The organism is Streptococcus gwangjuensis, from assembly GCF_028156745.1.
Classification (GTDB): domain Bacteria; phylum Bacillota; class Bacilli; order Lactobacillales; family Streptococcaceae; genus Streptococcus; species Streptococcus gwangjuense_A.
This window is the reverse complement of sequence record NZ_JAODJG010000039.1, coordinates 41,478-63,259: the sequence shown is the minus strand read 5'-3', so window position 1 is coordinate 63,259 and position 21,782 is coordinate 41,478. Positions and strand designations below refer to the sequence as shown.

Below are 21,782 nucleotides of genomic sequence, written 5' to 3'. Positions count from 1 at the left end.
GATAGAGAGGAAAGATGAGTACTTTAGCAAAAATAGAAGCGCTCTTGTTTGTAGCAGGCGAAGATGGGATTCGAGTCCGTCAGTTGGCTGAACTCCTATCGCTTCCCCCGACAGGCATCCAACAGAGTTTAGAAAAATTAGCCCAGAAGTATGAAAAAGACCAAGATTCGAGCTTGTCCCTGATCGAGACAGGTGGTGCATACAGATTGGTTACCAAGCCTCAATTTGCAGCGATTTTGAAGGAATACTCTAAGGCACCTATCAACCAGAGCTTGTCTCGGGCTGCTCTTGAGACCTTGTCCATCATTGCTTACAAACAGCCCATCACACGGATAGAGATTGATGCCATCCGTGGGGTCAACTCGAGTGGGGCCTTGGCAAAGTTGCAGGCCTTTGACTTGATACGAGAAGACGGGAAAAAAGAAGTGTTGGGTCGCCCCAACCTCTATGTGACTACAGATTATTTCCTAGATTACATGGGGATAAACCATTTAGAAGAATTACCAGTGATTGATGAGCTTGAGATTCAAGCCCAAGAAAGCCAATTATTTGGTGAAAGGATAGAAGAAGATGAGAATCAATAAGTATATTGCCCACGCAGGTGTGGCCAGTAGGAGAAAAGCAGAAGAGCTGATCAAGCAAGGTTTGGTGACGGTTAACGGTCAAGTGGTACGTGAACTAGCAACGACCATCAAGTCAGGCGACAAGGTCGAAGTTGAAGGTCAACCTATCTACAACGAAGAAAAGGTCTATTATCTGCTTAACAAACCACGCGGTGTCATTTCCAGTGTGACAGATGACAAGGGGCGTAAGACTGTTGTCGACCTCTTGCCCAACGTGAAAGAGCGCATCTACCCTGTAGGTCGTTTGGACTGGGATACATCAGGAGTCTTGATTTTGACCAATGATGGAGATTTTACGGATGAAATGATTCACCCTCGTAATGAGATTGACAAGGTCTATGTCGCGCGTGTTAAAGGTGTGGCCAATAAGGATAATCTCCGCCCCTTGACCCGTGGACTTGAGATTGATGGTAAGAAAACCAAGCCGGCTGTCTATGAAATTCTCAAAGTGGATCCAGTCAAAAACCGCTCTGTGGTGCAGTTGACTATCCATGAAGGGCGTAACCACCAGGTTAAAAAGATGTTTGAAGCTGTCGGTCTTCAAGTGGACAAGTTGTCACGGACCCGTTTTGGACATCTAGACTTGACAGGACTCCGTCCAGGAGAATCCCGTCGTCTTAATAAAAAAGAAATCAGCCAACTACACAACATGGCTGTAACCAAGAAATAATGAAACGAATTTTAATAGCGCCTGTGCGCTTTTACCAACAGTTTATCTCACCAGCCTTTCCACCCTCTTGTCGCTTTGAGCCGACTTGTTCCAACTACATGATTGAGGCTATTGAAAAACATGGCTTCAAGGGTGTTTTGATGGGCTTGACTCGGATTTTACGTTGTCATCCCTGGTCGAAAACAGGTAAGGACCCCGTCCCAGACCATTTTTCTTTAAAGAGAAATTCAAAATAAATTGGATTCTAATGTATAAAACACAGATAGATGATACTTGGTCTTTATCAAGTTCCATCTATCTGTGTTTTTATTTATTATTGATGTTTCTGCTATTTATTCCAAAATGTTTTTACCCTCTTTAACACGCCAATGATAGTCTGATAAAATAATATCTTCGAGGGAGTAGCTAGCCTTCCAATCAAGGTATTTTTTAGCTTTTGATGCGTCTGCTAGGACGCTAGCTGGGTCACCAGCACGGCGAGCAACAATTTCGTGTGGTATTTTTTGATTCAGTAATTCTTCAGCAGTTTTAAAGATTTCTTTGACGGTATAGCCTTTTTCAGTTCCTAAATTAAAGATTTGAGAAGAACTGTTTTCTTGAAATAGATAATCCATCCCTTTCACATGAGCCTGTGCAAGGTCCAAGACATGAATGTAATCTCGAATACATGAACCGTCACGTGTATCGTAGTCATCTCCAAATATTTTTAGGCTATCATTTTGTCCCAATGCGGTTTTGTTGATATTGGGAATGATGTGAGTTGGATTTTTTACACGCAGGCCGTTTGAAGCATCCATTTCAGCCCCAGCAACATTAAAGTAACGGAAAATAACATATTTCCAATCGTAACGATTAGCCATCCAGTAAATCATTCGTTCGCCCATCAGTTTTGTTTCTGCATAAGGGTTGACAGGGTCGAGCAGGGTATCTTCAGTTGCAGGCTTGTCAATACAGTTATTACCATAGAGGGAAGCAGTCGAAGAGAACATGATTTTTTGAATGCCAACTTCAGATAAGACTTTGAGAACTTGGTTCATACCAGCAACATTGGCAGTGAAGTATTTACTTGGATTTTCAATACTTTCGCTCACAACAATCTCACCTGCACAATGCAGAACAGCATCAATCTGATTTTCTTCTAAGTAATCCTTTAAGGCACTAGCATCATAAACATCCAGTTGTTTAAAGCTAGCACGACTATCTACAGCTGAACGATTTCCTGTAGAAAGATTATCTAAGACATGCACCTTGTAGCCAGCATTTAAAAGAGCTTTAACGGTATGGGAGCCAATGTACCCAGCCCCACCTGTAACAAGAATTGTTTTGGTCATGATTTTTTTCCTTTTTCTAGTTTTGTACTATTTTAAAGAAAGAAGAAAGGAAAGTCAACTATTTTCTGTAAATTTCATGAAAAATATGAACGATTTTGGCATCGGATTGTTTTTTTGTTTGGAAATCAAGTTTCGAGTTAATCTTGGAATGTTTCTTGGATTTTATATCACATGCAAGAAAATACAAGCTTTTTCTAAGATACAGTAAGACTAAGATACTAATTTAGAAATCCACCTTCCCGCTATCCTTCTCCTATAAAAAGTGGTAAAATGGATGAAAGAAAGAAGGAACTGAAATGACAACATTATTTTCAAAAATCAAAGAAGTAACAGAACTTGCTGCGATCTCAGGTCATGAAGCACCTGTCCGTGCTTATCTTCGTGAAAAGTTGACACCGCATGTGGATGAAGTGGTGACAGATGGCTTGGGTGGCATTTTCGGGATTAAACATTCAGAAGCTGCGGATGCACCGCGCGTCTTGGTCGCTTCTCATATGGATGAAGTTGGTTTTATGGTCAGCGAAATTAAGCCAGACGGTACCTTTCGTGTTGTAGAAATTGGTGGCTGGAACCCTATGGTGGTTAGCAGCCAACGCTTTAAACTCTTGACTCGTGACGGTCGTGAAATTCCTGTGATTTCAGGTTCTGTCCCTCCACATTTGACTCGTGGTAAGGGTGGACCAACCATGCCTGCTATTGCAGATATCGTCTTTGATGGTGGTTTTGCGGATAAGGCTGAGGCAGAAAGTTTTGGCATCCGTCCTGGAGATACCATCGTACCAGATAGTTCTGCAATCTTGACAGCCAATGAAAAAAATATCATCTCAAAAGCTTGGGACAACCGCTACGGTGTGCTTATGGTTAGCGAGTTGGCGGAAGCTCTTTCAGGTCAAAAACTCGGAAATGAACTCTATCTTGGCTCTAACGTCCAAGAAGAAGTTGGTCTCCGAGGTGCTCATACATCTACAACCAAGTTTGATCCAGAAGTCTTCCTAGCAGTTGATTGCTCACCTGCTGGTGATGTCTACGGTGGTCAAGGCAAGATTGGGGATGGAACCTTGATTCGTTTCTATGATCCAGGTCATTTGCTTCTCCCAGGTATGAAGGACTTCCTTTTGACAACAGCTGAGGAAGCTGGTATCAAGTACCAATACTACTGTGGAAAAGGCGGAACAGACGCTGGCGCAGCTCACCTGAAAAATGGTGGTGTCCCATCTACAACAATTGGTGTTTGCGCTCGTTATATCCATTCTCATCAAACCCTCTACGCTATGGATGACTTCCTAGAAGCTCAAGCTTTCTTGCAAGCCTTGGTGAAGAAATTGGATCGTTCAACAGTTGATTTGATTAAAAATTATTAAACCATAAGGGAGGTGGTAGGGATGGTAGAACCAAACCTAGAAAGCCTTGTAAAAGATCTTTACAATCATGCTCGACATGATTTGAGTGAAGATTTAGTTGCTGCTCTCCTAGAGACTGCTAAAAAACTGCCTTCTACAAATGAGCAATTGCTGGCAGTCCGTCTCTCGGGTCTAGTCAATCGTGAATTGCTCCTAAATCCTAAACATCCGGCACCTGAGTTGCTCAACTTGGCTCGCTTTATCAAAAGAGAAGAAGCTAAGTACAGAGGAACTGCAGCTTCTGCGATTATGTATGGGGAGCTCTTTAAAATGCTTTGATTCCATTGTGGATCAAAGCATTTTTTATATGGTAGAAAAGCAATTCTTGGTTAGGAAAAGAAAAAAGCCATCCCATTCAGGATAGCTTCTTGGTTCTTAGATTTGTTCAGCGATGACCTTTTCAGCAAGGTTCATGGCGTGGTCAGATACACGAGTATAGTGGGAAATGATGTCGATAAAGTTGACCCCAGCTTGTGTTGAACACTCACCCTTGTTGAGGCGTTTGATGTGGGTCTTTCTGAGAACACGCTCCATATTGTTGATTTCTTTATGGCGTTCAATCAGACTTTGAGCTTTTTCAATATCATTGTTTTCCACGCTATCAAGGGCATCCTTGATAAAGCCAGTGGTTTTTTGATAGATATCAGCCAATTCCTGCAAAGCAGCTTCAGAAAACTCAACATTTTTACGTTGAAGGTAGTCAGTCAGATTGATTAGGGCCTCAGCGTGATCCCCAATCCGTTCCAAATCACGGGATGAATCAAGGATGTTGGTCAGCACTTCACTTTCTTTCTGGCTAAGGGCTTCACTTGAAAGAGTAATAAGGTAACGAGTCAATTTTTCATCAATGGTATTGATGGCTTCTTCCGTCTTGTGGCCTTTTTCAGCAACCTTTTCATTGAGGTCAATGATGTAGTTGTATGAAAGGTCAAAGGCTTTGGAAGCATAATTTCCCAAGTGAAGTAGTTCTTTCTTTGCATTTCCGAGAGCGATTGATGGAGCTTGTTTAATCAAATGCTCATCAAGATAAAGTGGCTCGTACTTCACAACTTCATCTTCACCAGGGATGAGCTTGGTTACAAAGTAGGCTAAGGCTCCGATGAATGGAAATTGTACAATGGTGTTACTTACGTTAAAGGCACCGTGAGAGAAGGCGATGGTCATCTCAGGTGAGAGGTGAAGGAGTGCCTGGAAGTACTCAATCATAGATGTAAATGGGCCTAATAAGATTAAGCAAAGAATGGTTCCTAAAACGTTAAAGGTGACGTGGGTTGCAGCAACGCGTTTCGCAGAGACATTGGCTCCAGCTGCCGCGATGATAACTGTTAGGGTTGTCCCAATATTATCCCCGAAAAGAACTGGTAGTGAACCTTTAAGGTCCAGGAATCCGCCTGCATAGAGACCTTGCAAAATCCCGATTGTCGCAGAAGAAGCTTGGATGAGGACGGTAATCACTGCACCGGCAAAAACTCCTAATACAGGATTTTGTCCCAAGGTTACCATGTATTCCTTGAATTGTGGTAAATCTTTAAGAGGGCTCATACCGGCACTGATGAGGTTTAGAGCATAGAAGATTCCCCCTACACCAAACAGGATGCGTCCGATATTGTTTGCTGTTCTATTTTTTGTAAAGAAGAGGAACATGGTTCCAAGGAAAATCAGGGGTAAAGCATACTCACCAAGCTTGAAACCGATGATAAAGGAAGTAACGGTGGTTCCGATGTTGGCTCCCATGATAATTCCGATAGCCTGTCTAAGAGTGAGAAGACTAGCGCTGACCAGTCCAACCGTGATAACTGTAACCCCTGTACTTGACTGAATCAGGGCAGTCACGACAATTCCTACTAGAACACCTAAAAAGGGATTGCTAGTGTACTTGTCAATGTAAAAACGAAGGCGATCTCCAGCAGCTTGTTGCAAACCGTCTCCCATGGTCTTAATACTATATAAGAATAGTCCTAGACCACCTAAAAAGTGAAATAAAATTTCCTGCCAATTAATGGACATTTCTTTTTCCTCCGAAAAATAATAACGGAATTTCTCCTATTCTATTTTAAAGGATAAAAGTAAATCTAACAAGTGTTAAGCTAAGATTTTAGAAAGAAAATTCGTTAGAATGGACCTTAATTATATTAATTTTACCAATTTCTAACCTAGATATAGGTATTTCCTTTTATATATTGACATTTAAAAGAAATATTTTAAAATGAGGGAGGAATTATCTTGGTCCCTGTGATTGGGATAAAAATTTTATAAAGAAAGTTAAGCGCTTTCTTTTATGCAACAAAATCAATCTTTTAGGAGAAGAAAATGAAGAATCCATTTTTTGAAAGACGTTGTCGTTATAGTATTCGTAAGTTATCAGTAGGAGCCTGCTCGCTAATGATTGGTGCTGTTTTATTTGCTGGTCCAGCCTTGGCTGAAGAAACTGCAGTTCCTGAAAATAAGGGAGTCAATACAGAGCTTGTTTCAGGAGAGAATGAGCATCCAACTAATGAAGCTGACAAGCAGCATGAAGGAGAACAGACTAGAGAAAACAAGTTAGAAAAGGCAGAAGGAGTAGCGACAGCATCTGAAACTGCTTCGCCAGCAAGCAATGAAGCTGCAACTACTGAAACCGCAGAGGCAGCTAGCGTAGCTAAACCAGAGGAAAAAGCAAGTGAGGTGGCTGCAGAAACACCATCTGCAGAAGTAAAACCTAAGTCTGACAAGGAAACAGAAGCAAAGCCTGAAGAAACTAGCCAAGGGGATGAGTCTAAGCCAGCAGCAGAAGCTAATAAGACTGAAAAAGAAGTTCAGCCAGATGTCCCTAAAAATACAGAAAAAACATTAAAACCAAAGGAAATCAAATTTAATTCTTGGGAGGATTTGTTGAAATGGGAACCGGGTGCGCGTGAGGATGATCCCATCAATCGTTCTTCTGTTGAACTTGCTAAGCGCCATAGAGGCCAGTTGGTGAACGAAAAAGCAAGTAGAAGAGCCAAAGTTCAGGCGCTAGCAAATACCAACTCAAAGGCTAAAGACCACGCTTCTGTTGGTGGAGAAGAATTCAAGGCCTACGCCTTTGACTACTGGCAATACTTGGATTCAATGGTCTTCTGGGAAGGTCTAGTCCCAACTCCAGATGTCATTGATGCAGGACATCGTAACGGAGTTCCCGTTTATGGAACACTTTTCTTCAACTGGTCCAACAGTATTGCTGACCAAGAGAAATTTGTTGCTGCTTTGAAACAAGATGAGGATGGAACCTTCCCTATTGCACGAAAACTTGTCGACCTTGCTAAGTACTATGGCTTTGATGGGTATTTTATCAACCAAGAAACAACAGGTGACTTAGTGACGCCTCTTGGTGAAAAAATGCGTCAATTCATGCTCTATACAAAGGAATATGCGGCAAAAGTCAACCATCCAATCAAGTATGCTTGGTACGATGCCATGACCTATAAATATGGTCGTTATCACGAAGACGGTCTAGGTGATTACAACTACCAGTTCATGCAAAAAGAAGGTGACAAGGTCCCTGCGGATCAATTCTTTGCTAATTTCAACTGGAATAAGGAAAAGAATGACCACTCTGTAGAAATGGCAAAATGGCTGGAACGTAGCCAATATGATGTCTTTGCAGGATTGGAATTGCAACAAGGTGGTTCTTATAAGACAAAAGTTAAATGGGATGCCCTCTTAGATGAAAAAGGCAAGTTACGTTTGTCACTTGGACTCTTTGCACCAGATACAATTACCAGTCTAGGAAAAACAGGTGAAGACTACCACAAAAACGAAGATATCTTCTTCACAGGTTACCAAGGAGATCCGACAGCTCAAAAACCAGCGGACAAAGAGTGGTATGGGATTGCTAATTTAGTTGCAGACCGCACACCAGCAGTGGGCCGGACCTTCACTACCTCCTTTAATACAGGCCATGGTAGAAAGTGGTTTGTAGACGGAAAGGTTTCTAAGGATTCTGAGTGGAACTACCGTTCGGTTTCAGGTATCTTGCCAACATGGCGCTGGTGGCAGACTTCAACAGGGGAGAAACTTCGTGCAGAATATGATTTTACAGATGCCTACAATGGCGGAAATTCCCTTAAATTCTCAGGTAATGTAGCTGGTAAGACGGACCAAGATGTGAATTTGTATTCTACTAAGTTAGAAGTAACTGAGAAAACCAAACTTCGTGTTGCCCACAAGGGAGGAAAAGGCTCGAAAGTTTATATGGCCTTCTCTACAACTCCAGACTACAAATTCGATGATGCAGATGCATGGAAAGAGCTAACCCTTTCTGACAACTGGACAAATGAAGAATTTGATCTCAGCTCACTAGCAGGTAAAACCATCTATGCAGTCAAACTCTTCTTCGAGCATGAAGGAGCTGTAAAAGATTATCAGTTTAACCTAGGTCAATTAACAATTTCAGACAATCACCAAGCACCACAAGCGCCTACAGGCCTTTCTGTGGTGAAACAATCTCTTAAAAATGCCCAAGAAGCTGAAGCAGTTGTTCAATTTTCGGGTAACCAAGATGCGGATTTCTATGAAGTCTACGAAAAAGATGGGGATAACTGGCGTTTGTTGACAGGTTCATCTGCTTCAACGATCTACTTGCCAAGAGTTAGCCGTTCTGCTAATGCGACTGGTACGACGCAAGAATTGAAAGTCGTTGCAGTTGGTAAAAATGGCCTTCGTTCAGAAGCTGCGACGACATCCTTTAACTGGGGCATGACTGTTCTGGATACGACTCTCCCAAGACCTTTGGCTGAAAATATTGTTCCAGGGGCAACGGTTATCGGTAGCACTTTCCCGAATACCGAAGGTGGAGAAGGTATTGAAGGTATGTTGAACGGTACCATTACCAGTCTTTCAGACAAGTGGTCTTCAGGACAATTGAGCGGTAGTGTCGATATTCGTTTGACCCAACCACGTCGTGTTGTCAGATGGGTAATGGATCATGCGGGAGCTGGTGGGGAGTCTGTTAACGATGGTTTGATGAACACCAAGGATTTTGATCTTTACTACAAGGATACAGATGGCGAGTGGAAACTAGCTAAGGAAGTTCGTGGCAATAAAGCCCACGTTACAGATATCACTCTTGACAAACCAATAACCGCTCAAGACTGGCGTTTGCATGTCATTACTTCTGATAACGGAACACCTTGGAAGGCCATTCGTATCTACAACTGGAAGATGTACGAAACCTTGGACACAGAAAGTCAAAATATTCCAATGGCTAAGGTAGCTGCTCGTTCACTTGGAAACCACCAAGTTCAACTGGGCTTCTCTGATGTTCCGGCAGGCGCAACCATCACCGTTTACGACAAGGCTGATTCACAAACACCGATTGCAACCTTGAAGACTGAAACTGGTGGTGACTTGGCAACAGCTCCATTGGGCTTTGATAAGCAACCAACTCTCCTCTACTATCGTACCCAACTTCCTGGCAAAGAAATCAGTAACACCTTGGCTGTAGCGATTCCACAGGATGAGAGAAAAATTGTTGCAGTTAGCCTTGAAAAAGGACCTAAAAAGACAGTTTATAAAGAAGGAGAAAAACTGGACCTCAGATGCGGAACACTCCGTGTTCAATACGAAGGGGGACAAGTCGACGAGCTGATTAACCTTACTCACTCAGGTGTGACGGTATCTGGATACGACGCTCATCAAAAAGGGGAACAAAACCTAACACTGCAATACCTTGGTTTACCAGTGTCAGGTGATCTGAAAGTCCAAGTGACAGGACAGGATGAAGGAAAACCAAAAGAAGTAGCGGGCTTGTATATTACTAAGAAACCAAAAACAGACTATCTAGTAGGAAATCAACTGGATCTCTCTGAAGGTCGCTTTGGTGTTCTCTATGATGACGAGACAGAAGAGACTCACAGCTTTACTGATGAAGGTGTTGAAATCACGGGCTACGATGCTCAGAAGACTGGACGCCAGACCTTGACCCTGCATTACAAGGGGCACACAGCTGAGTTTGATGTCTTGGTTTCTCCAAAGGCTGCAGTTAATGATGAATACCTTAAACAAGAAATCACTGCTGCCCAAGGCCGTCAGTCAACCCTTGCCTATACCTTCTCAAGTGAGGATAAACAAGCTGTACTAGTAGAGAAACTCAATGCAGCGAAAGCTGTTGCAGAAAACCACAATGCTAGCCAAGAAGAAGTCAACCGGGCTTTGAATGAGTTGAAACAAGCAGGGACAGACTTGGATGGAAATCAACGTTATCAGACAGCTAGAGAAGAATTGGAAGGCTTGCTCGAATCCGTCCGTGAAAAAGATCCTAAAGCTGAGTTGATTGAACAAGCAGAAACTTTGTTGGCTTCAGAGATGCCAACTCCACAAGCTTTTGCGGACATGAAAGAAAAGCTGAATAAGAAACTAGCTCCTGCAGAAGAAAGTCATCATGTTGGTAGCATGGATCCAAGTGAAGTAGCCCCAACAGTTGAGGTCCTCCCTGAACTAGTTGTTGAAACTGAAACAATAGCCTATGAACGTCAAGAGCGACCAAGTGCGAACCTTCTTAAAGGTCAACGTCAACTTGTCCAAAAAGGAGAAGAAGGGCAGATTCATCGTCTAGTAGAAGTAGATGCTCAAGGCAATCGTACTCTTCGTACAACAGAAGTTCTCAAGGAAGCTGTTCCAGAGATTACCGAAGTAGGTACAAAAGTTCTTTCAAGTAATCAACCAGCTGAGGGAGTAAAAGACCTGGTTCTAGAAATTCCGAAACTAGAAGTTGAAGAGGATACAGTGGCCTTCAATCGTCAAGAGCGACCAAGTGCGAACCTTCTTAAAGGTCAACGTCAACTTGTCCAAGCAGGAGTTGAGGGACAAATTCGTCGTTTAGTAGAAGTAGATGCCCAAGGAAATCGCACTCTTCGTACAACAGAAGTTCTCAAGGAAGCTGTTCCAGAAATTACCGAAGTAGGTACAAAAGTTCTATCAAGCAATCAACCAGCTGAGGGAGTAAAAGACTTAGTTTTAGAAATTCCGAAATTAGAAATTGAAGAGGATACAGTGGCTTTCGAACGCCAAGAACGCCCAAATCCAAATCTCCCAGTCGGTCAACGTCGACTTGTCCAAGCAGGAGTTGAGGGACAAATTCGTCGCTTGGTTGAAGTAGATAGTCAAGGCAATCGTACTCTTCGTACAACAGAAGTTCTCAAGGAAGCTGTTCCAGAGATTACCGAAGTAGGTACAAAAGTTCTATCAAGCAATCAACCAGCGGAAGGAGTAAAAGACCTGGTTCTAGAAACTCCGAAACTAGAAGTTGAAGAAATTGCAGTATCCTTTGAACGTCAAGAACGTCCAAACTCAGAGCTTCTCAAAGGTCAACGTCAACTTGTCCAAGCAGGAGTTGAGGGACAAATTCGTCGCTTTGTAGAAGTAGATACCCGAGGCAATCGTACCCTTCGTACAACAGAAGTTCTCAAGGAAGCTCTTCCAGAAATTGTTGAAATTGGAACAAAAGTAAAAACTGAACCAGCAGTAGCGCCTACACAAGAAAAACCAGTCCAAAATACAGCAGTTAAATCAGAAGAAGCAAGAAAACAATTGCCAAATACAGGGACTGCTGATGCCAATGAAGTCCTAATAGCAGGATTGGCCAGCCTTGGTCTTGCTAGTTTAGCCTTGACATTGAAACAGAAAAAAGAGGATGAAGATTAAATATCGAAAAATCTTGTGAAATCTTTCCTTATATTTCCAAAGTGTGATATAATAGTTTCGAATAAAATAATTAAAGGGGTTTTTGTAACATGGCAAAACTTACTGTTAAAGACGTTGACTTGAAAGGTAAAAAAGTCCTCGTTCGTGTTGACTTCAACGTACCATTGAAAGATGGCGTAATCACTAACGACAACCGTATCACAGCAGCTCTTCCAACTATTAAGTACATCATCGAACAAGGTGGACGTGCAATTCTTTTCTCTCACCTTGGACGTGTGAAAGAAGAAGCTGATAAAGCTGGTAAATCACTTGCTCCTGTAGCAGCAGACTTGGCAGCTAAATTGGGTCAAGACGTTGTTTTCCCAGGTGTAACTCGTGGTGCTGAATTGGAAGCAGCTATCAACGCTCTTGAAGATGGACAAGTTCTCTTGGTTGAAAACACTCGTTACGAAGATGTTGACGGCAAGAAAGAATCTAAAAACGATCCTGAACTTGGTAAATACTGGGCATCACTTGGAGATGGTATCTTCGTAAACGATGCATTCGGTACAGCTCACCGTGCCCACGCATCTAACGTTGGTATCTCAGCAAACGTTGAAAAAGCAGTTGCTGGTTTCCTTCTTGAAAACGAAATTGCCTACATCCAAGAAGCAGTTGAAACTCCAGAACGTCCATTCGTAGCGATCCTTGGTGGTTCAAAAGTTTCAGACAAGATTGGTGTTATCGAAAACTTGCTTGAAAAAGCTGATAAAGTCCTTATCGGTGGTGGTATGACTTACACGTTCTACAAAGCACAAGGTATCGAAATCGGTAACTCACTTGTAGAAGAAGACAAATTGGATGTTGCGAAAGCTCTTCTTGAAAAAGCAAACGGTAAATTGATCTTGCCAGTTGACTCAAAAGAAGCTAACGCATTTGCTGGCTACACTGAAGTGCGTGACACTGAAGGTGAAGCAGTTTCTGAAGGCTTCCTTGGTCTTGACATCGGTCCAAAATCTATCGCTAAATTTGACGAAGCTTTGACTGGTGCGAAAACAGTTGTATGGAACGGACCTATGGGTGTATTTGAAAACCCAGACTTCCAAGCTGGTACAATCGGTGTGATGGACGCTATCGTGAAACAACCTGGCGTTAAATCAATCATCGGTGGTGGTGACTCAGCTGCCGCAGCGATTAACCTTGGCCGTGCAGACAAATTCTCATGGATCTCTACTGGTGGTGGAGCATCAATGGAACTTCTTGAAGGTAAAGTTCTTCCAGGACTTGCAGCCTTGACAGAAAAATAAGATTTTCTAAATGAATTAAAGAAGAGAGGGATGACAGTTCCTCTTTTCTTTTTGCTTAAAATAAAAACGCTTCCTCTTAACTATTGCTCATAAAATCAGCCAATTTATGATAAAATGGAAATAGAAAGTTGAGATTATGAGTTATTTTAAAAAATATAAATTCGATAAATCCCAGTTCAAGCTTGGTATGCGAACCTTTAAAACAGGTATTGCTGTTTTTCTAGTTCTCTTGATTTTTGGCTTTTTTGGTTGGAAAGGTCTTCAAATCGGTGCTTTGACAGCCGTTTTTAGCCTGAGGGAGAGTTTTGATAAGAGTGTCCATTTTGGGACTTCGCGTATTCTAGGAAATAGTATCGGTGGTCTCTATGCCCTGGTCTTCTTCTTATTAAATACCTTTTTCCACGAAGCCTTTTGGGTGACCTTGATAGTTGTTCCAATCTGCACCATGTTAACCATTATGACAAATGTAGCCATGAATAACAAAGCAGGGGTTATTGGTGGTGTAGCAGCTATGTTAATTATTACCCTATCGATTCCGAGTGGTGAGACGATTTTGTACGTGTTTGCGCGTGTATCAGAAACTTTCATGGGAGTTTTTGTCGCAATTCTCGTAAATTACGATATTGATCGTATTCGGCTCTTTTTAGAGAAAAAAGAAAAATAATGTTACATTTTATAACATTATCAATTGACGTTTGTCTTTTTTTAGACTATAATAGACAGAAAGAAGGAAATTGTAAATGAAGGAAAAAGAATTTCGCCGAAATATGGCTGTTTTTCCTATCGGCAGTGTTATGAAGTTGACCGATCTATCGGCGCGTCAGATTCGTTATTATGAAGATCAAGAGTTGATTAAGCCTGATCGAAACGAAGGGAACCGTCGCATGTATTCCTTGAATGACATGGATCGTCTGCTTGAAATCAAAGATTATATCTCTGAAGGTTATAATATCGCTGCCATTAAGAAAAAATATGCTGAACGTGAAGCGAAATCCAAGAAAGCGGTGAGTCAGACTGAGGTGCGTCGTGCACTTCATAATGAACTCCTCCAACAGGGTCGCTTTGCTTCAGTACGGTCACCTTTTGGTCGCGGTTAGACAACCGCAAGTAGTCATACATTAAGGAGAAAACTCATGCCAATCACAGCTGCAGATATTCGTCGTGAAGTCAAGGAAAAAAATGTTACCTTTATTCGTCTCATGTTCTCAGATATTTTGGGAACCATGAAAAACGTCGAAATTCCTGCTACAGATGAACAGTTAGATAAAGTCTTGTCAAACAAGGCTATGTTTGATGGATCTTCTATTGAAGGTTTTGTACGTATCAATGAGTCAGATATGTACTTGTACCCTGACTTGGATACATGGACAGTCTTCCCTTGGGGAGATGAAAATGGAAGTGTTGCAGGTTTGATCTGTGATGTCTATACAACAGAAGGTGAACCATTTGCAGGTGACCCTCGTGGCAATTTGAAACGTGCTCTTCGTCATATGGAAGAAGTAGGATTCAAATCTTTCAACCTTGGTCCAGAGCCAGAATTCTTCCTATTTAAGCTCGATGAAAATGGAGACCCAACACTTGAAGTGAATGACAAAGGTGGCTACTTTGATTTGGCGCCTACTGACCTTGCGGACAATACACGTCGTGAGATCGTCAATGTCTTGACCAAAATGGGATTTGAAGTAGAAGCGAGTCACCACGAGGTTGCGGTTGGACAACATGAGATTGACTTTAAGTATGATGAAGTTCTACGTGCTTGTGATAAGATTCAAATTTTTAAACTTGTTGTTAAAACCATTGCTCGCAAACATGGTCTTTACGCAACCTTTATGGCCAAACCAAAATTTGGTATTGCTGGATCAGGTATGCACTGTAATATGTCCTTGTTTGATGCAGAAGGAAATAATGCCTTCTTTGATCCAAATGATCCAAAAGGAATGCAGTTGTCAGAAACTGCCTACCATTTCCTTGGCGGTTTGATCAAGCATGCTTACAACTATACTGCTATCATGAACCCAACAGTTAACTCATATAAACGTTTGGTTCCAGGTTATGAAGCGCCGGTTTACATTGCTTGGGCTGGTCGTAACCGTTCGCCACTTGTGCGCGTGCCTGCTTCACGCGGTATGGGAACTCGTCTTGAGTTGCGTTCAGTCGATCCAATGGCGAACCCTTACATCGCTATGGCTGTTCTTTTGGAAGTTGGTTTGCATGGTATTGAAAATAAAATCGAAGCACCAGCTCCTATCGAAGAAAATATCTACATCATGACAGCAGAAGAGCGTAAGGAAGCTGGTATTACAGACCTTCCATCAACTCTTCACAACGCTTTGAAAGCTTTGACAGAAGATGAAGTTGTCAGAGCAGCTCTTGGTGAGCATATCTACACTAGTTTCCTTGAAGCCAAACGAATCGAATGGGCAAGCTATGCAACCTTTGTTTCACAATGGGAAATTGATAACTATTTAGACCTTTACTAATAGAGAAGAAAGATTGCCTGAGGGCGGTCTTTTTTTCTTGCTTTTTATATCGAGGTGTGATATATTTTGTATAACGTAGTGCGATATATCGAACTAAATAAGAGGTGATAAAAATGGAATTAACAGATAAGGTTCGTCGAGTTTATCTTCCGATGACGGAAACAGGTTTTTATATCTTGTTCTGTCTGCAAAAGGAACGTCATGGTTATAGTATTACGCAAAAGGTCAAGGAGATGACAGATTCGCAAGTCTTGATTAGTCCTGGAACTATGTATGGAACCTTGTCAAAGATGGAAAAGGATGGTTTGATTTCCTTTGTTCGCGAAGATGAAAAACGCAAAATCTATCAGATTACAGACTTGGGACGCAAAGTCTTAGATATTGAATTGAAACGTATTGGACGACTCTATAGAAACAGTCGGGAGGAAGGGTGATGGAAAAGAAGGTTGTTTATAGAATTGCTACCATTGCGGATTATGATAGAGAGGCTTTATATCTTAGAAAAATGCATGCTGAGGGCTGGAAACTTAAGGAAGTAACCCACTCTAACTTAGTAGTTTCGATTAAGTATACTTTTGAAAAGTGTCAGCCTGAGCAGGTGTCTTATCAGTTGGACTTTTATCCCATGAAAAAATCAGAGAGAGCCTCCTATTTACAACTATTTAAAGACTTTGGCTGGGAGCATATTACAAACTTTAATGGTTTTTCCTACTTTAGAAAGCTTCATTCTGGAATTGAGTCGGATGCTGAGTTTGAAATTTATAATGACGCGGCCGGGAAGCTAGCTATGCTCAAACGGATTTTAACGAGGCGGATGTTTCCTATTTTGCTTCTCTTTTTAGCTCTACTACCGGTTTTCTCAAAGTCTGTTAGTGGAGGTAGTTCTTTCAGTTGGGAAATGTTTTTGATTGCTAGTATACACTGTACTTTATTAATAGTTTATGCGATTCAGATTTCTTATATTTTTTGGAGATTATTTCAAAAGTGGAAAGAATTATCTGATAAATAACACCAGGCATGTTTTCTAATTTTGGGGTAAGACAATGAATAGCAAAGTACAATTTCGGATTTTTACGATTCTTGATGAAGACAAGAAAGAAGAATATTTACATGAAATGCATTTGAAAGGTTGGAGGTATAGAACTAGTCGTTTTGGTTTGTTCTATTTTGACCAATGTCAACCAGACGATGTCATCTACTGTATCTATGATTCTAGATTTCTTAAAAAATATAAGCATGAACTGCAAGATTTTAGAAATAGAGGTTGGGAATTGATAGAAGCAGGTTCTTGTACGATTCTTCGTAAATCGTCTTCTGATTTACTTCCAGAGGATCAAGTCTATATGAGCAAGGAACTTAGGTGGGAAGTTATGCGAAATAGACTTCGTTCATGTACAGTTGCTTTCTCAGGTGGTTTTGTTGTTTGTATGAGTTCGTTTAGAGAAGAATTGTCGCAATCTTTCTTTGTCATTTTTGCTCTATATGCCTTTATGATTTCTTATTTAATTCTTGGTTATTTAAGACTTAAAAGGGCATACCGAGTAGATAAACAGTAAGGTTCTAGGTCTTCAGACTGATTTTTAGCACTCTTGACAAAAGAGTGCTAATTTTTTGAGTTTTTGTCTTGACATTCTCTTTTAAGGGTGTATAATAGAATCATAAGTTAGCACTTGAGTGTATCGAGTGCTAATCGATCAGACAGAGAGGAGTGATGAGGTGGTTACAGAGCGTCAGCAGGATATTTTAAATCTGATTATTGACATCTTTACCAAAACGCACGAACCTGTCGGATCCAAAGCCTTGCAAGAGTCTATTAACTCTAGCAGTGCAACCATTCGTAATGATATGGCGGCTTTAGAAAAGCAAGGGTTGCTTGAGAAGGCTCATACTTCAAGTGGTCGGATGCCAAGTGTTGCTGGTTTTCAATACTATGTGAAACACTCACTGGATTTTGACCGTCTGGCTGAAAATGAGGTATATGAGATTGTCAAAGCCTTTGATCAGGAATTCTTCAAGCTAGAGGATATTCTGCAAGAGGCTGCTAATCTACTGACAGACTTGAGTGGCTGTACGGTAGTAGCACTGGATGTTGAGCCTAGCAGGCAACGTTTGACAGCCTTTGATATCGTCGTTCTGGGGCAACATACAGCCTTGGCAGTATTCACCCTAGACGAGTCGCGAACGGTTACCAGTCAGTTTCTGATTCCAAGGAACTTCTTGCAGGAGGATTTGCTGAAACTGAAGAGCATCATTCAGGAACGTTTCCTCGGCCACACCGTTCTAGATATTCACTACAAGATTCGGACGGAGATTCCGCAGATTATCCAGCGTTACTTTACAACAACGGACAATGTCATCGATCTCTTTGAACACATCTTTAAGGAAATGTTCAACGAAAACATTGTGGTGGCGGGCAAGGTCAATCTCTTGAATTTTGCCAATCTAGCAGCCTATCAGTTCTTTGACCAACCGCAAAAGGTGGCTCTGGAGATTCGTGAGGGGCTGCATGAAGACCAGATGCAAAATGTGCGTGTTGCGGACAGTCAAGAATCCTGTCTAGCTGACCTAGCGGTGATTAGTAGCAAGTTCCTCATTCCTTATCGGGGAGTTGGAATTCTAGCCATTATCGGTCCAGTCAATCTGGATTACCAACAGCTAATCAACCAAGTCAATGTGGTCAACCGTGTTTTGACCATGAAGTTGACAGATTTTTACCGCTACCTCAGCAGTAATCATTACGAAGTACATTAAGATTGAAATCATTAAAGGAGGCGAAAATGGCCCAAGATATAAAAAATGAAGAAGTAGAAGAAGTTCAAGAAGAGGAAGTTGTGGAAACAACTGAAGAAACGACTCCTGAGAAGTCTGAGTTGGACTTGGCAAATGAACGTGCAGATGAGTTCGAAAACAAATACCTTCGCGCTCATGCAGAAATGCAAAATATCCAACGACGTGCCAATGAAGAGCGTCAAAACTTGCAACGTTATCGTAGCCAGGATTTAGCCAAAGCGATTCTCCCTTCTTTGGACAACCTTGAGCGTGCACTTGCAGTTGAAGGTTTGACAGATGATGTGAAGAAGGGCTTGGAAATGGTGCAAGAAAGCTTGATTCACGCTTTGAAAGAAGAAGGGATCGAAGAAATCGTAGCTGACGGTGAATTTGACCATAACTATCATATGGCCATCCAAACTCTCCCAGCAGACGATGAACACCCAGCAGATACCATCGCCCAAGTCTTCCAAAAAGGCTACAAACTCCATGACCGCATCCTGCGCCCAGCAATGGTGGTTGTTTATAACTAGGCTAGATAGCTTAAAAAACTTGTCCGAAACGACAATAAACTATGAAGAAAGATAAGAGGCAAGCCGGAGGCTTGCAAGGAAGATATTTCCCGCCGTGGTGAAAGTTTCAGTAGCTTTTGCTACTGAAACAGGGGATTTTTGAGACAATAGGCTCAAAAATAAGTGATGAAATCCCGAAGGGAGTTGCTCACGTCCCCACCACTTAAGGGAAATATAAAAAAAAGAAAATTAACTAACAAGGAGAAAAACACATGTCTAAAATTATCGGTATTGACTTAGGTACAACAAACTCAGCAGTAGCAGTTCTTGAAGGAACTGAATCAAAAATCATCGCAAACCCAGAAGGGAACCGTACAACTCCATCTGTAGTCTCATTCAAAAACGGCGAAATCATCGTCGGTGATGCTGCAAAACGCCAAGCAGTAACAAATCCAGATACAGTTATCTCTATCAAATCTAAGATGGGAACTTCTGAAAAAGTTTCTGCTAACGGAAAAGAATACACTCCACAAGAAATCTCAGCTATGATTCTTCAATATTTGAAAGGTTATGCAGAAGAATATCTTGGTGAAAAAGTAACCAAAGCAGTTATCACAGTTCCTGCTTACTTTAACGATGCTCAACGTCAGGCAACTAAAGACGCTGGTAAAATCGCTGGTCTTGAAGTAGAACGTATCGTCAACGAACCAACTGCAGCCGCTCTTGCTTACGGTTTGGACAAGACTGACAAAGAAGAAAAAATCTTGGTATTTGACCTTGGTGGTGGTACATTCGACGTCTCTATCCTTGAATTGGGTGACGGTGTCTTTGACGTATTGTCAACTGCAGGGGACAACAAACTTGGTGGTGATGACTTTGACCAAAAAATTATTGACCACTTGGTAGCAGAATTCAAGAAAGAAAACGGTATTGACTTGTCTACTGACAAGATGGCTGTTCAACGTTTGAAAGATGCGGCTGAAAAAGCTAAGAAAGACCTTTCTGGTGTAACTTCAACACAAATCAGCTTGCCATTTATCACTGCTGGTGAGGCTGGACCTCTTCACTTGGAAATGACTTTGACTCGTGCTAAATTTGACGATTTGACTCGTGACCTTGTAGAACGTACAAAAGTTCCAGTTCGTCAAGCTCTTTCAGATGCAGGTTTGAGTTTGTCAGAAATCGACGAAGTTATCCTTGTTGGTGGTTCAACTCGTATCCCAGCCGTTGTAGAAGCTGTTAAGGCTGAAACTGGTAAAGAACCAAACAAATCAGTCAACCCTGACGAAGTAGTTGCTATGGGTGCTGCTATCCAAGGTGGTGTCATTACTGGTGATGTTAAAGACGTTGTCCTTCTTGATGTAACACCATTGTCACTTGGTATCGAAACAATGGGTGGTGTCTTCACAAAACTCATCGACCGCAATACTACTATTCCAACATCTAAATCACAAGTCTTCTCAACTGCAGCAGACAACCAACCAGCCGTTGATATCCACGTTCTTCAAGGTGAACGCCCAATGGCAGCAGATAACAAGACTCTTGGACGTTTCCAATTGACTGATATCCCAGCTGCACCTCGTGGAATTCCTCAAATCGAAGTAACATTTGACATCGACAAGAACGGTATCGTGTCTGTTAAGGCCAAAGACCTTGGAACTCAAAAAGAACAAACTATTGTGATCCAATCGAACTCAGGTTTGACTGATGAAGAAATCGACCGCATGATGAAAGATGCAGAAGCAAACGCTGAAGCAGATAAGAAACGTAAAGAAGAAGTAGACCTTCGTAACGAAGTAGACCAAGCAATCTTTGCGACTGAAAAGACAATCAAGGAAACTGAAGGAAAAGGCTTTGACGCAGAACGTGACGCTGCCCAAGCTGCCCTTGATGACCTTAAAAAAGCTCAAGAAGACAACAACTTGGACGACATGAAAGCAAAACTTGAAGCGTTGAACGAAAAAGCTCAAGGACTTGCTGTGAAACTCTACGAACAAGCCGCAGCAGCCCAACAAGCTCAAGCAGGAGCAGAAGGAGCACAAGCAACAGGAAACGCAGGCGATGACGTCGTAGACGGAGAGTTTACTGAAAAGTAAGATGCAAAGCCCGTTAAAACCTCACAGTGAAAATAGGAAATCTGACGCAGAAACTTTAGTTTCTAGGAAGATTTGTCTTTTTCACCAAGAGGTTAGGGCGTGCTCAATTCAGCTTAACAACTAAATGATAGGAAGAAATCCAGAGGTTGCAACCCAGCCTCTGTTTTTCGATAAAATAGAGGATGTTGCGTATGAAAAAAGTACTTTGTATCATTTATCCTAATTTTTCTCTTTATGAGATAAGCACTTTAACGAGTACTTTAGCTCTGTCTTTTGATATCACGATTGATTATGTAACTTCTGAGAATTCGATGGTGGTCTCTGAGGATGGTTTGCCCTGTCAACCGACGAAAACATTGGATCAGATCTGTATAGAAGATTATTCTTGTGTGATTTTGCCAGGAATGGTAAATATAGGTCCTGCTCTACAAGATGAGAAATTGATCTCATTTTTGAGAAGTCTTGATGAGCAAGATATCCTAATTGCAGCCATTTCTTCAGCGCCCCTTTTATTGGCGAAAGCAGGATTATTGAACGATACGAAATTTACAGGTGGGATTTGGCAAAACTTCTTTGACTATTTTGAATTTCTTCCACGTGAGAATTTCCAACCGAAAGTTCTTGTCCAAGATAAACAAATCATTACGGCTATTGGTTTTGCACATCAAGAGTTTGCAAGAAAAGTGATTTTCGGTTTAGGGTTGGCAGAAAATACGGACAACTATTTTAAAGAACAGAACGAGTATGCTGAAGAGGATTTGATATTTACTCTATCAGATGAAGAGTTTAATCAAGTAAAGCAGAGTATAGAAAACAGCCTCTAAAGATTTACATGAAAATTATAGAAAGGAACAAGGGTGTTCAGGGAATTGAACACGGGTTCCAGAATTTCTTACTAAATATAAAAGAAAGGAATTGAACCCGACCTAAATTCTCGGAAAAATGATAAATCT

The 21,782-nt window shown here is 41.5% G+C and carries 19 protein-coding genes; 17 read left to right on the top strand and 2 right to left on the bottom strand.

Annotated elements, in window-relative coordinates; genetic code table 11:
- Positions 1-14: 14 nt before the first annotated feature.
- The 3 genes from scpB to yidD are packed head-to-tail and all read left to right on the top strand — an operon-like array spanning position 15 to position 1,529.
- Positions 15-584 carry an SMC-Scp complex subunit ScpB gene (gene scpB, locus N5909_RS08480; protein ID WP_033681312.1) on the top strand — a complete coding sequence of 190 codons (570 nt, stop codon included), beginning with the start codon at positions 15-17 and terminating at the stop codon, positions 582-584.
- On the top strand, positions 571-1,293 hold the full coding sequence (locus N5909_RS08475; RefSeq protein ID WP_033681314.1) for a pseudouridine synthase: 723 nt from the start codon (positions 571-573) through the stop codon (positions 1,291-1,293). Before scpB ends, N5909_RS08475 begins: the two co-directional genes overlap by 14 nt.
- Positions 1,293-1,529, top strand: coding sequence for a membrane protein insertion efficiency factor YidD (gene yidD, locus N5909_RS08470; protein ID WP_033681316.1), 237 nt, complete (start codon positions 1,293-1,295; stop codon positions 1,527-1,529). The genes N5909_RS08475 and yidD overlap by 1 nt, the downstream gene beginning before the upstream one ends.
- A gap of 96 nt (positions 1,530-1,625) precedes the next feature.
- On the opposite strand, the gene galE is transcribed toward yidD, so the two are convergent.
- Positions 1,626-2,624, bottom strand: a complete 999-nt coding sequence (galE, locus tag N5909_RS08465) for a UDP-glucose 4-epimerase GalE (RefSeq protein WP_033681318.1) — start codon at positions 2,622-2,624, stop codon at positions 1,626-1,628.
- A 296-nt stretch (positions 2,625-2,920) separates the two neighbouring features.
- Between galE and pepA the strand changes: the two genes are divergently transcribed.
- Positions 2,921-3,985, top strand: coding sequence for a glutamyl aminopeptidase (pepA, locus tag N5909_RS08460; protein ID WP_000209170.1), 1,065 nt, complete (start codon positions 2,921-2,923; stop codon positions 3,983-3,985).
- Positions 3,986-4,006: 21 nt separating this feature from the next.
- Entirely contained in the window at positions 4,007-4,303 is a 297-nt protein-coding gene (locus N5909_RS08455; RefSeq protein ID WP_045605599.1) for an enterocin immunity protein, read from the top strand.
- Positions 4,304-4,399: 96 nt separating this feature from the next.
- Here N5909_RS08455 and N5909_RS08450 read toward each other — a convergent pair whose 3' ends face one another.
- Complete coding sequence (locus N5909_RS08450; protein WP_004260992.1) at positions 4,400-6,031, bottom strand: Na/Pi cotransporter family protein; 1,632 nt, start codon at positions 6,029-6,031, stop codon at positions 4,400-4,402.
- 303 nt (positions 6,032-6,334) lie between these two features.
- Here N5909_RS08450 and N5909_RS08445 point away from each other — a divergent pair, with 303 nt between their 5' ends.
- The 12 genes from N5909_RS08445 to N5909_RS08390 all read left to right on the top strand — a co-directional run bounded on the left by N5909_RS08445 (position 6,335) and on the right by N5909_RS08390 (position 21,653).
- A complete protein-coding gene (locus tag N5909_RS08445) occupies positions 6,335-11,686 on the top strand; it encodes an endo-beta-N-acetylglucosaminidase (protein ID WP_271631132.1) in 5,352 nt (1,783 codons plus the stop codon).
- 89 nt (positions 11,687-11,775) lie between these two features.
- Entirely contained in the window at positions 11,776-12,972 is a 1,197-nt protein-coding gene (locus N5909_RS08440) for a phosphoglycerate kinase (RefSeq protein ID WP_001096743.1), read from the top strand.
- Between the two features lie 136 nt (positions 12,973-13,108).
- Entirely contained in the window at positions 13,109-13,636 is a 528-nt protein-coding gene (locus N5909_RS08435; RefSeq protein ID WP_057487513.1) for an FUSC family protein, read from the top strand.
- A gap of 76 nt (positions 13,637-13,712) precedes the next feature.
- Positions 13,713-14,069: a transcriptional repressor GlnR gene (glnR, locus tag N5909_RS08430; protein ID WP_000659548.1), complete on the top strand. Its 357-nt coding sequence runs from the start codon at positions 13,713-13,715 to the stop codon at positions 14,067-14,069.
- Between the two features lie 36 nt (positions 14,070-14,105).
- Positions 14,106-15,452, top strand: coding sequence for a type I glutamate--ammonia ligase (gene glnA, locus N5909_RS08425; RefSeq protein WP_001122886.1), 1,347 nt, complete (start codon positions 14,106-14,108; stop codon positions 15,450-15,452).
- A 113-nt stretch (positions 15,453-15,565) separates the two neighbouring features.
- Positions 15,566-15,886 (top strand): PadR family transcriptional regulator, encoded by a 321-nt coding sequence (locus N5909_RS08420; RefSeq protein ID WP_271631131.1) that lies wholly within the window; start codon positions 15,566-15,568, stop codon positions 15,884-15,886.
- Positions 15,886-16,461 carry a DUF2812 domain-containing protein gene (locus N5909_RS08415; protein ID WP_271631130.1) on the top strand — a complete coding sequence of 192 codons (576 nt, stop codon included), beginning with the start codon at positions 15,886-15,888 and terminating at the stop codon, positions 16,459-16,461. Before N5909_RS08420 ends, N5909_RS08415 begins: the two co-directional genes overlap by 1 nt.
- A gap of 34 nt (positions 16,462-16,495) precedes the next feature.
- Positions 16,496-17,008 (top strand): DUF2812 domain-containing protein, encoded by a 513-nt coding sequence (locus tag N5909_RS08410; RefSeq protein WP_271631129.1) that lies wholly within the window; start codon positions 16,496-16,498, stop codon positions 17,006-17,008.
- Positions 17,009-17,168: 160 nt separating this feature from the next.
- Positions 17,169-18,203 (top strand): heat-inducible transcriptional repressor HrcA, encoded by a 1,035-nt coding sequence (gene hrcA, locus N5909_RS08405; protein WP_004261010.1) that lies wholly within the window; start codon positions 17,169-17,171, stop codon positions 18,201-18,203.
- Between the two features lie 26 nt (positions 18,204-18,229).
- Positions 18,230-18,754, top strand: a complete 525-nt coding sequence (gene grpE, locus N5909_RS08400) for a nucleotide exchange factor GrpE (RefSeq protein WP_271631128.1) — start codon at positions 18,230-18,232, stop codon at positions 18,752-18,754.
- 251 nt (positions 18,755-19,005) lie between these two features.
- Positions 19,006-20,829 (top strand): molecular chaperone DnaK, encoded by a 1,824-nt coding sequence (gene dnaK / locus N5909_RS08395; RefSeq protein ID WP_271631127.1) that lies wholly within the window; start codon positions 19,006-19,008, stop codon positions 20,827-20,829.
- Positions 20,830-21,020: 191 nt separating this feature from the next.
- The gene (locus tag N5909_RS08390; RefSeq protein ID WP_049551961.1) at positions 21,021-21,653 is read left to right on the top strand and encodes a DJ-1/PfpI family protein; all 633 of its coding nucleotides are present in this window, start codon (positions 21,021-21,023) and stop codon (positions 21,651-21,653) included.
- Positions 21,654-21,782 lie beyond the last annotated feature (129 nt).

Coding starts and splice junctions, on each gene's coding strand:
- scpB (WP_033681312.1), top strand. CDS start 15: ATGAGTACTTTAGCAAAAATAGAAGCGCTCTTGTTTGTAGCAGGCGAA.
- N5909_RS08475 (WP_033681314.1), top strand. CDS start 571: ATGAGAATCAATAAGTATATTGCCCACGCAGGTGTGGCCAGTAGGAGA.
- yidD (WP_033681316.1), top strand. CDS start 1,293: ATGAAACGAATTTTAATAGCGCCTGTGCGCTTTTACCAACAGTTTATC.
- galE (WP_033681318.1), bottom strand. CDS start 2,624: ATGACCAAAACAATTCTTGTTACAGGTGGGGCTGGGTACATTGGCTCC.
- pepA (WP_000209170.1), top strand. CDS start 2,921: ATGACAACATTATTTTCAAAAATCAAAGAAGTAACAGAACTTGCTGCG.
- N5909_RS08455 (WP_045605599.1), top strand. CDS start 4,007: ATGGTAGAACCAAACCTAGAAAGCCTTGTAAAAGATCTTTACAATCAT.
- N5909_RS08450 (WP_004260992.1), bottom strand. CDS start 6,031: ATGTCCATTAATTGGCAGGAAATTTTATTTCACTTTTTAGGTGGTCTA.
- N5909_RS08445 (WP_271631132.1), top strand. CDS start 6,335: ATGAAGAATCCATTTTTTGAAAGACGTTGTCGTTATAGTATTCGTAAG.
- N5909_RS08440 (WP_001096743.1), top strand. CDS start 11,776: ATGGCAAAACTTACTGTTAAAGACGTTGACTTGAAAGGTAAAAAAGTC.
- N5909_RS08435 (WP_057487513.1), top strand. CDS start 13,109: ATGAGTTATTTTAAAAAATATAAATTCGATAAATCCCAGTTCAAGCTT.
- glnR (WP_000659548.1), top strand. CDS start 13,713: ATGAAGGAAAAAGAATTTCGCCGAAATATGGCTGTTTTTCCTATCGGC.
- glnA (WP_001122886.1), top strand. CDS start 14,106: ATGCCAATCACAGCTGCAGATATTCGTCGTGAAGTCAAGGAAAAAAAT.
- N5909_RS08420 (WP_271631131.1), top strand. CDS start 15,566: ATGGAATTAACAGATAAGGTTCGTCGAGTTTATCTTCCGATGACGGAA.
- N5909_RS08415 (WP_271631130.1), top strand. CDS start 15,886: ATGGAAAAGAAGGTTGTTTATAGAATTGCTACCATTGCGGATTATGAT.
- N5909_RS08410 (WP_271631129.1), top strand. CDS start 16,496: ATGAATAGCAAAGTACAATTTCGGATTTTTACGATTCTTGATGAAGAC.
- grpE (WP_271631128.1), top strand. CDS start 18,230: ATGGCCCAAGATATAAAAAATGAAGAAGTAGAAGAAGTTCAAGAAGAG.
- dnaK (WP_271631127.1), top strand. CDS start 19,006: ATGTCTAAAATTATCGGTATTGACTTAGGTACAACAAACTCAGCAGTA.
- N5909_RS08390 (WP_049551961.1), top strand. CDS start 21,021: ATGAAAAAAGTACTTTGTATCATTTATCCTAATTTTTCTCTTTATGAG.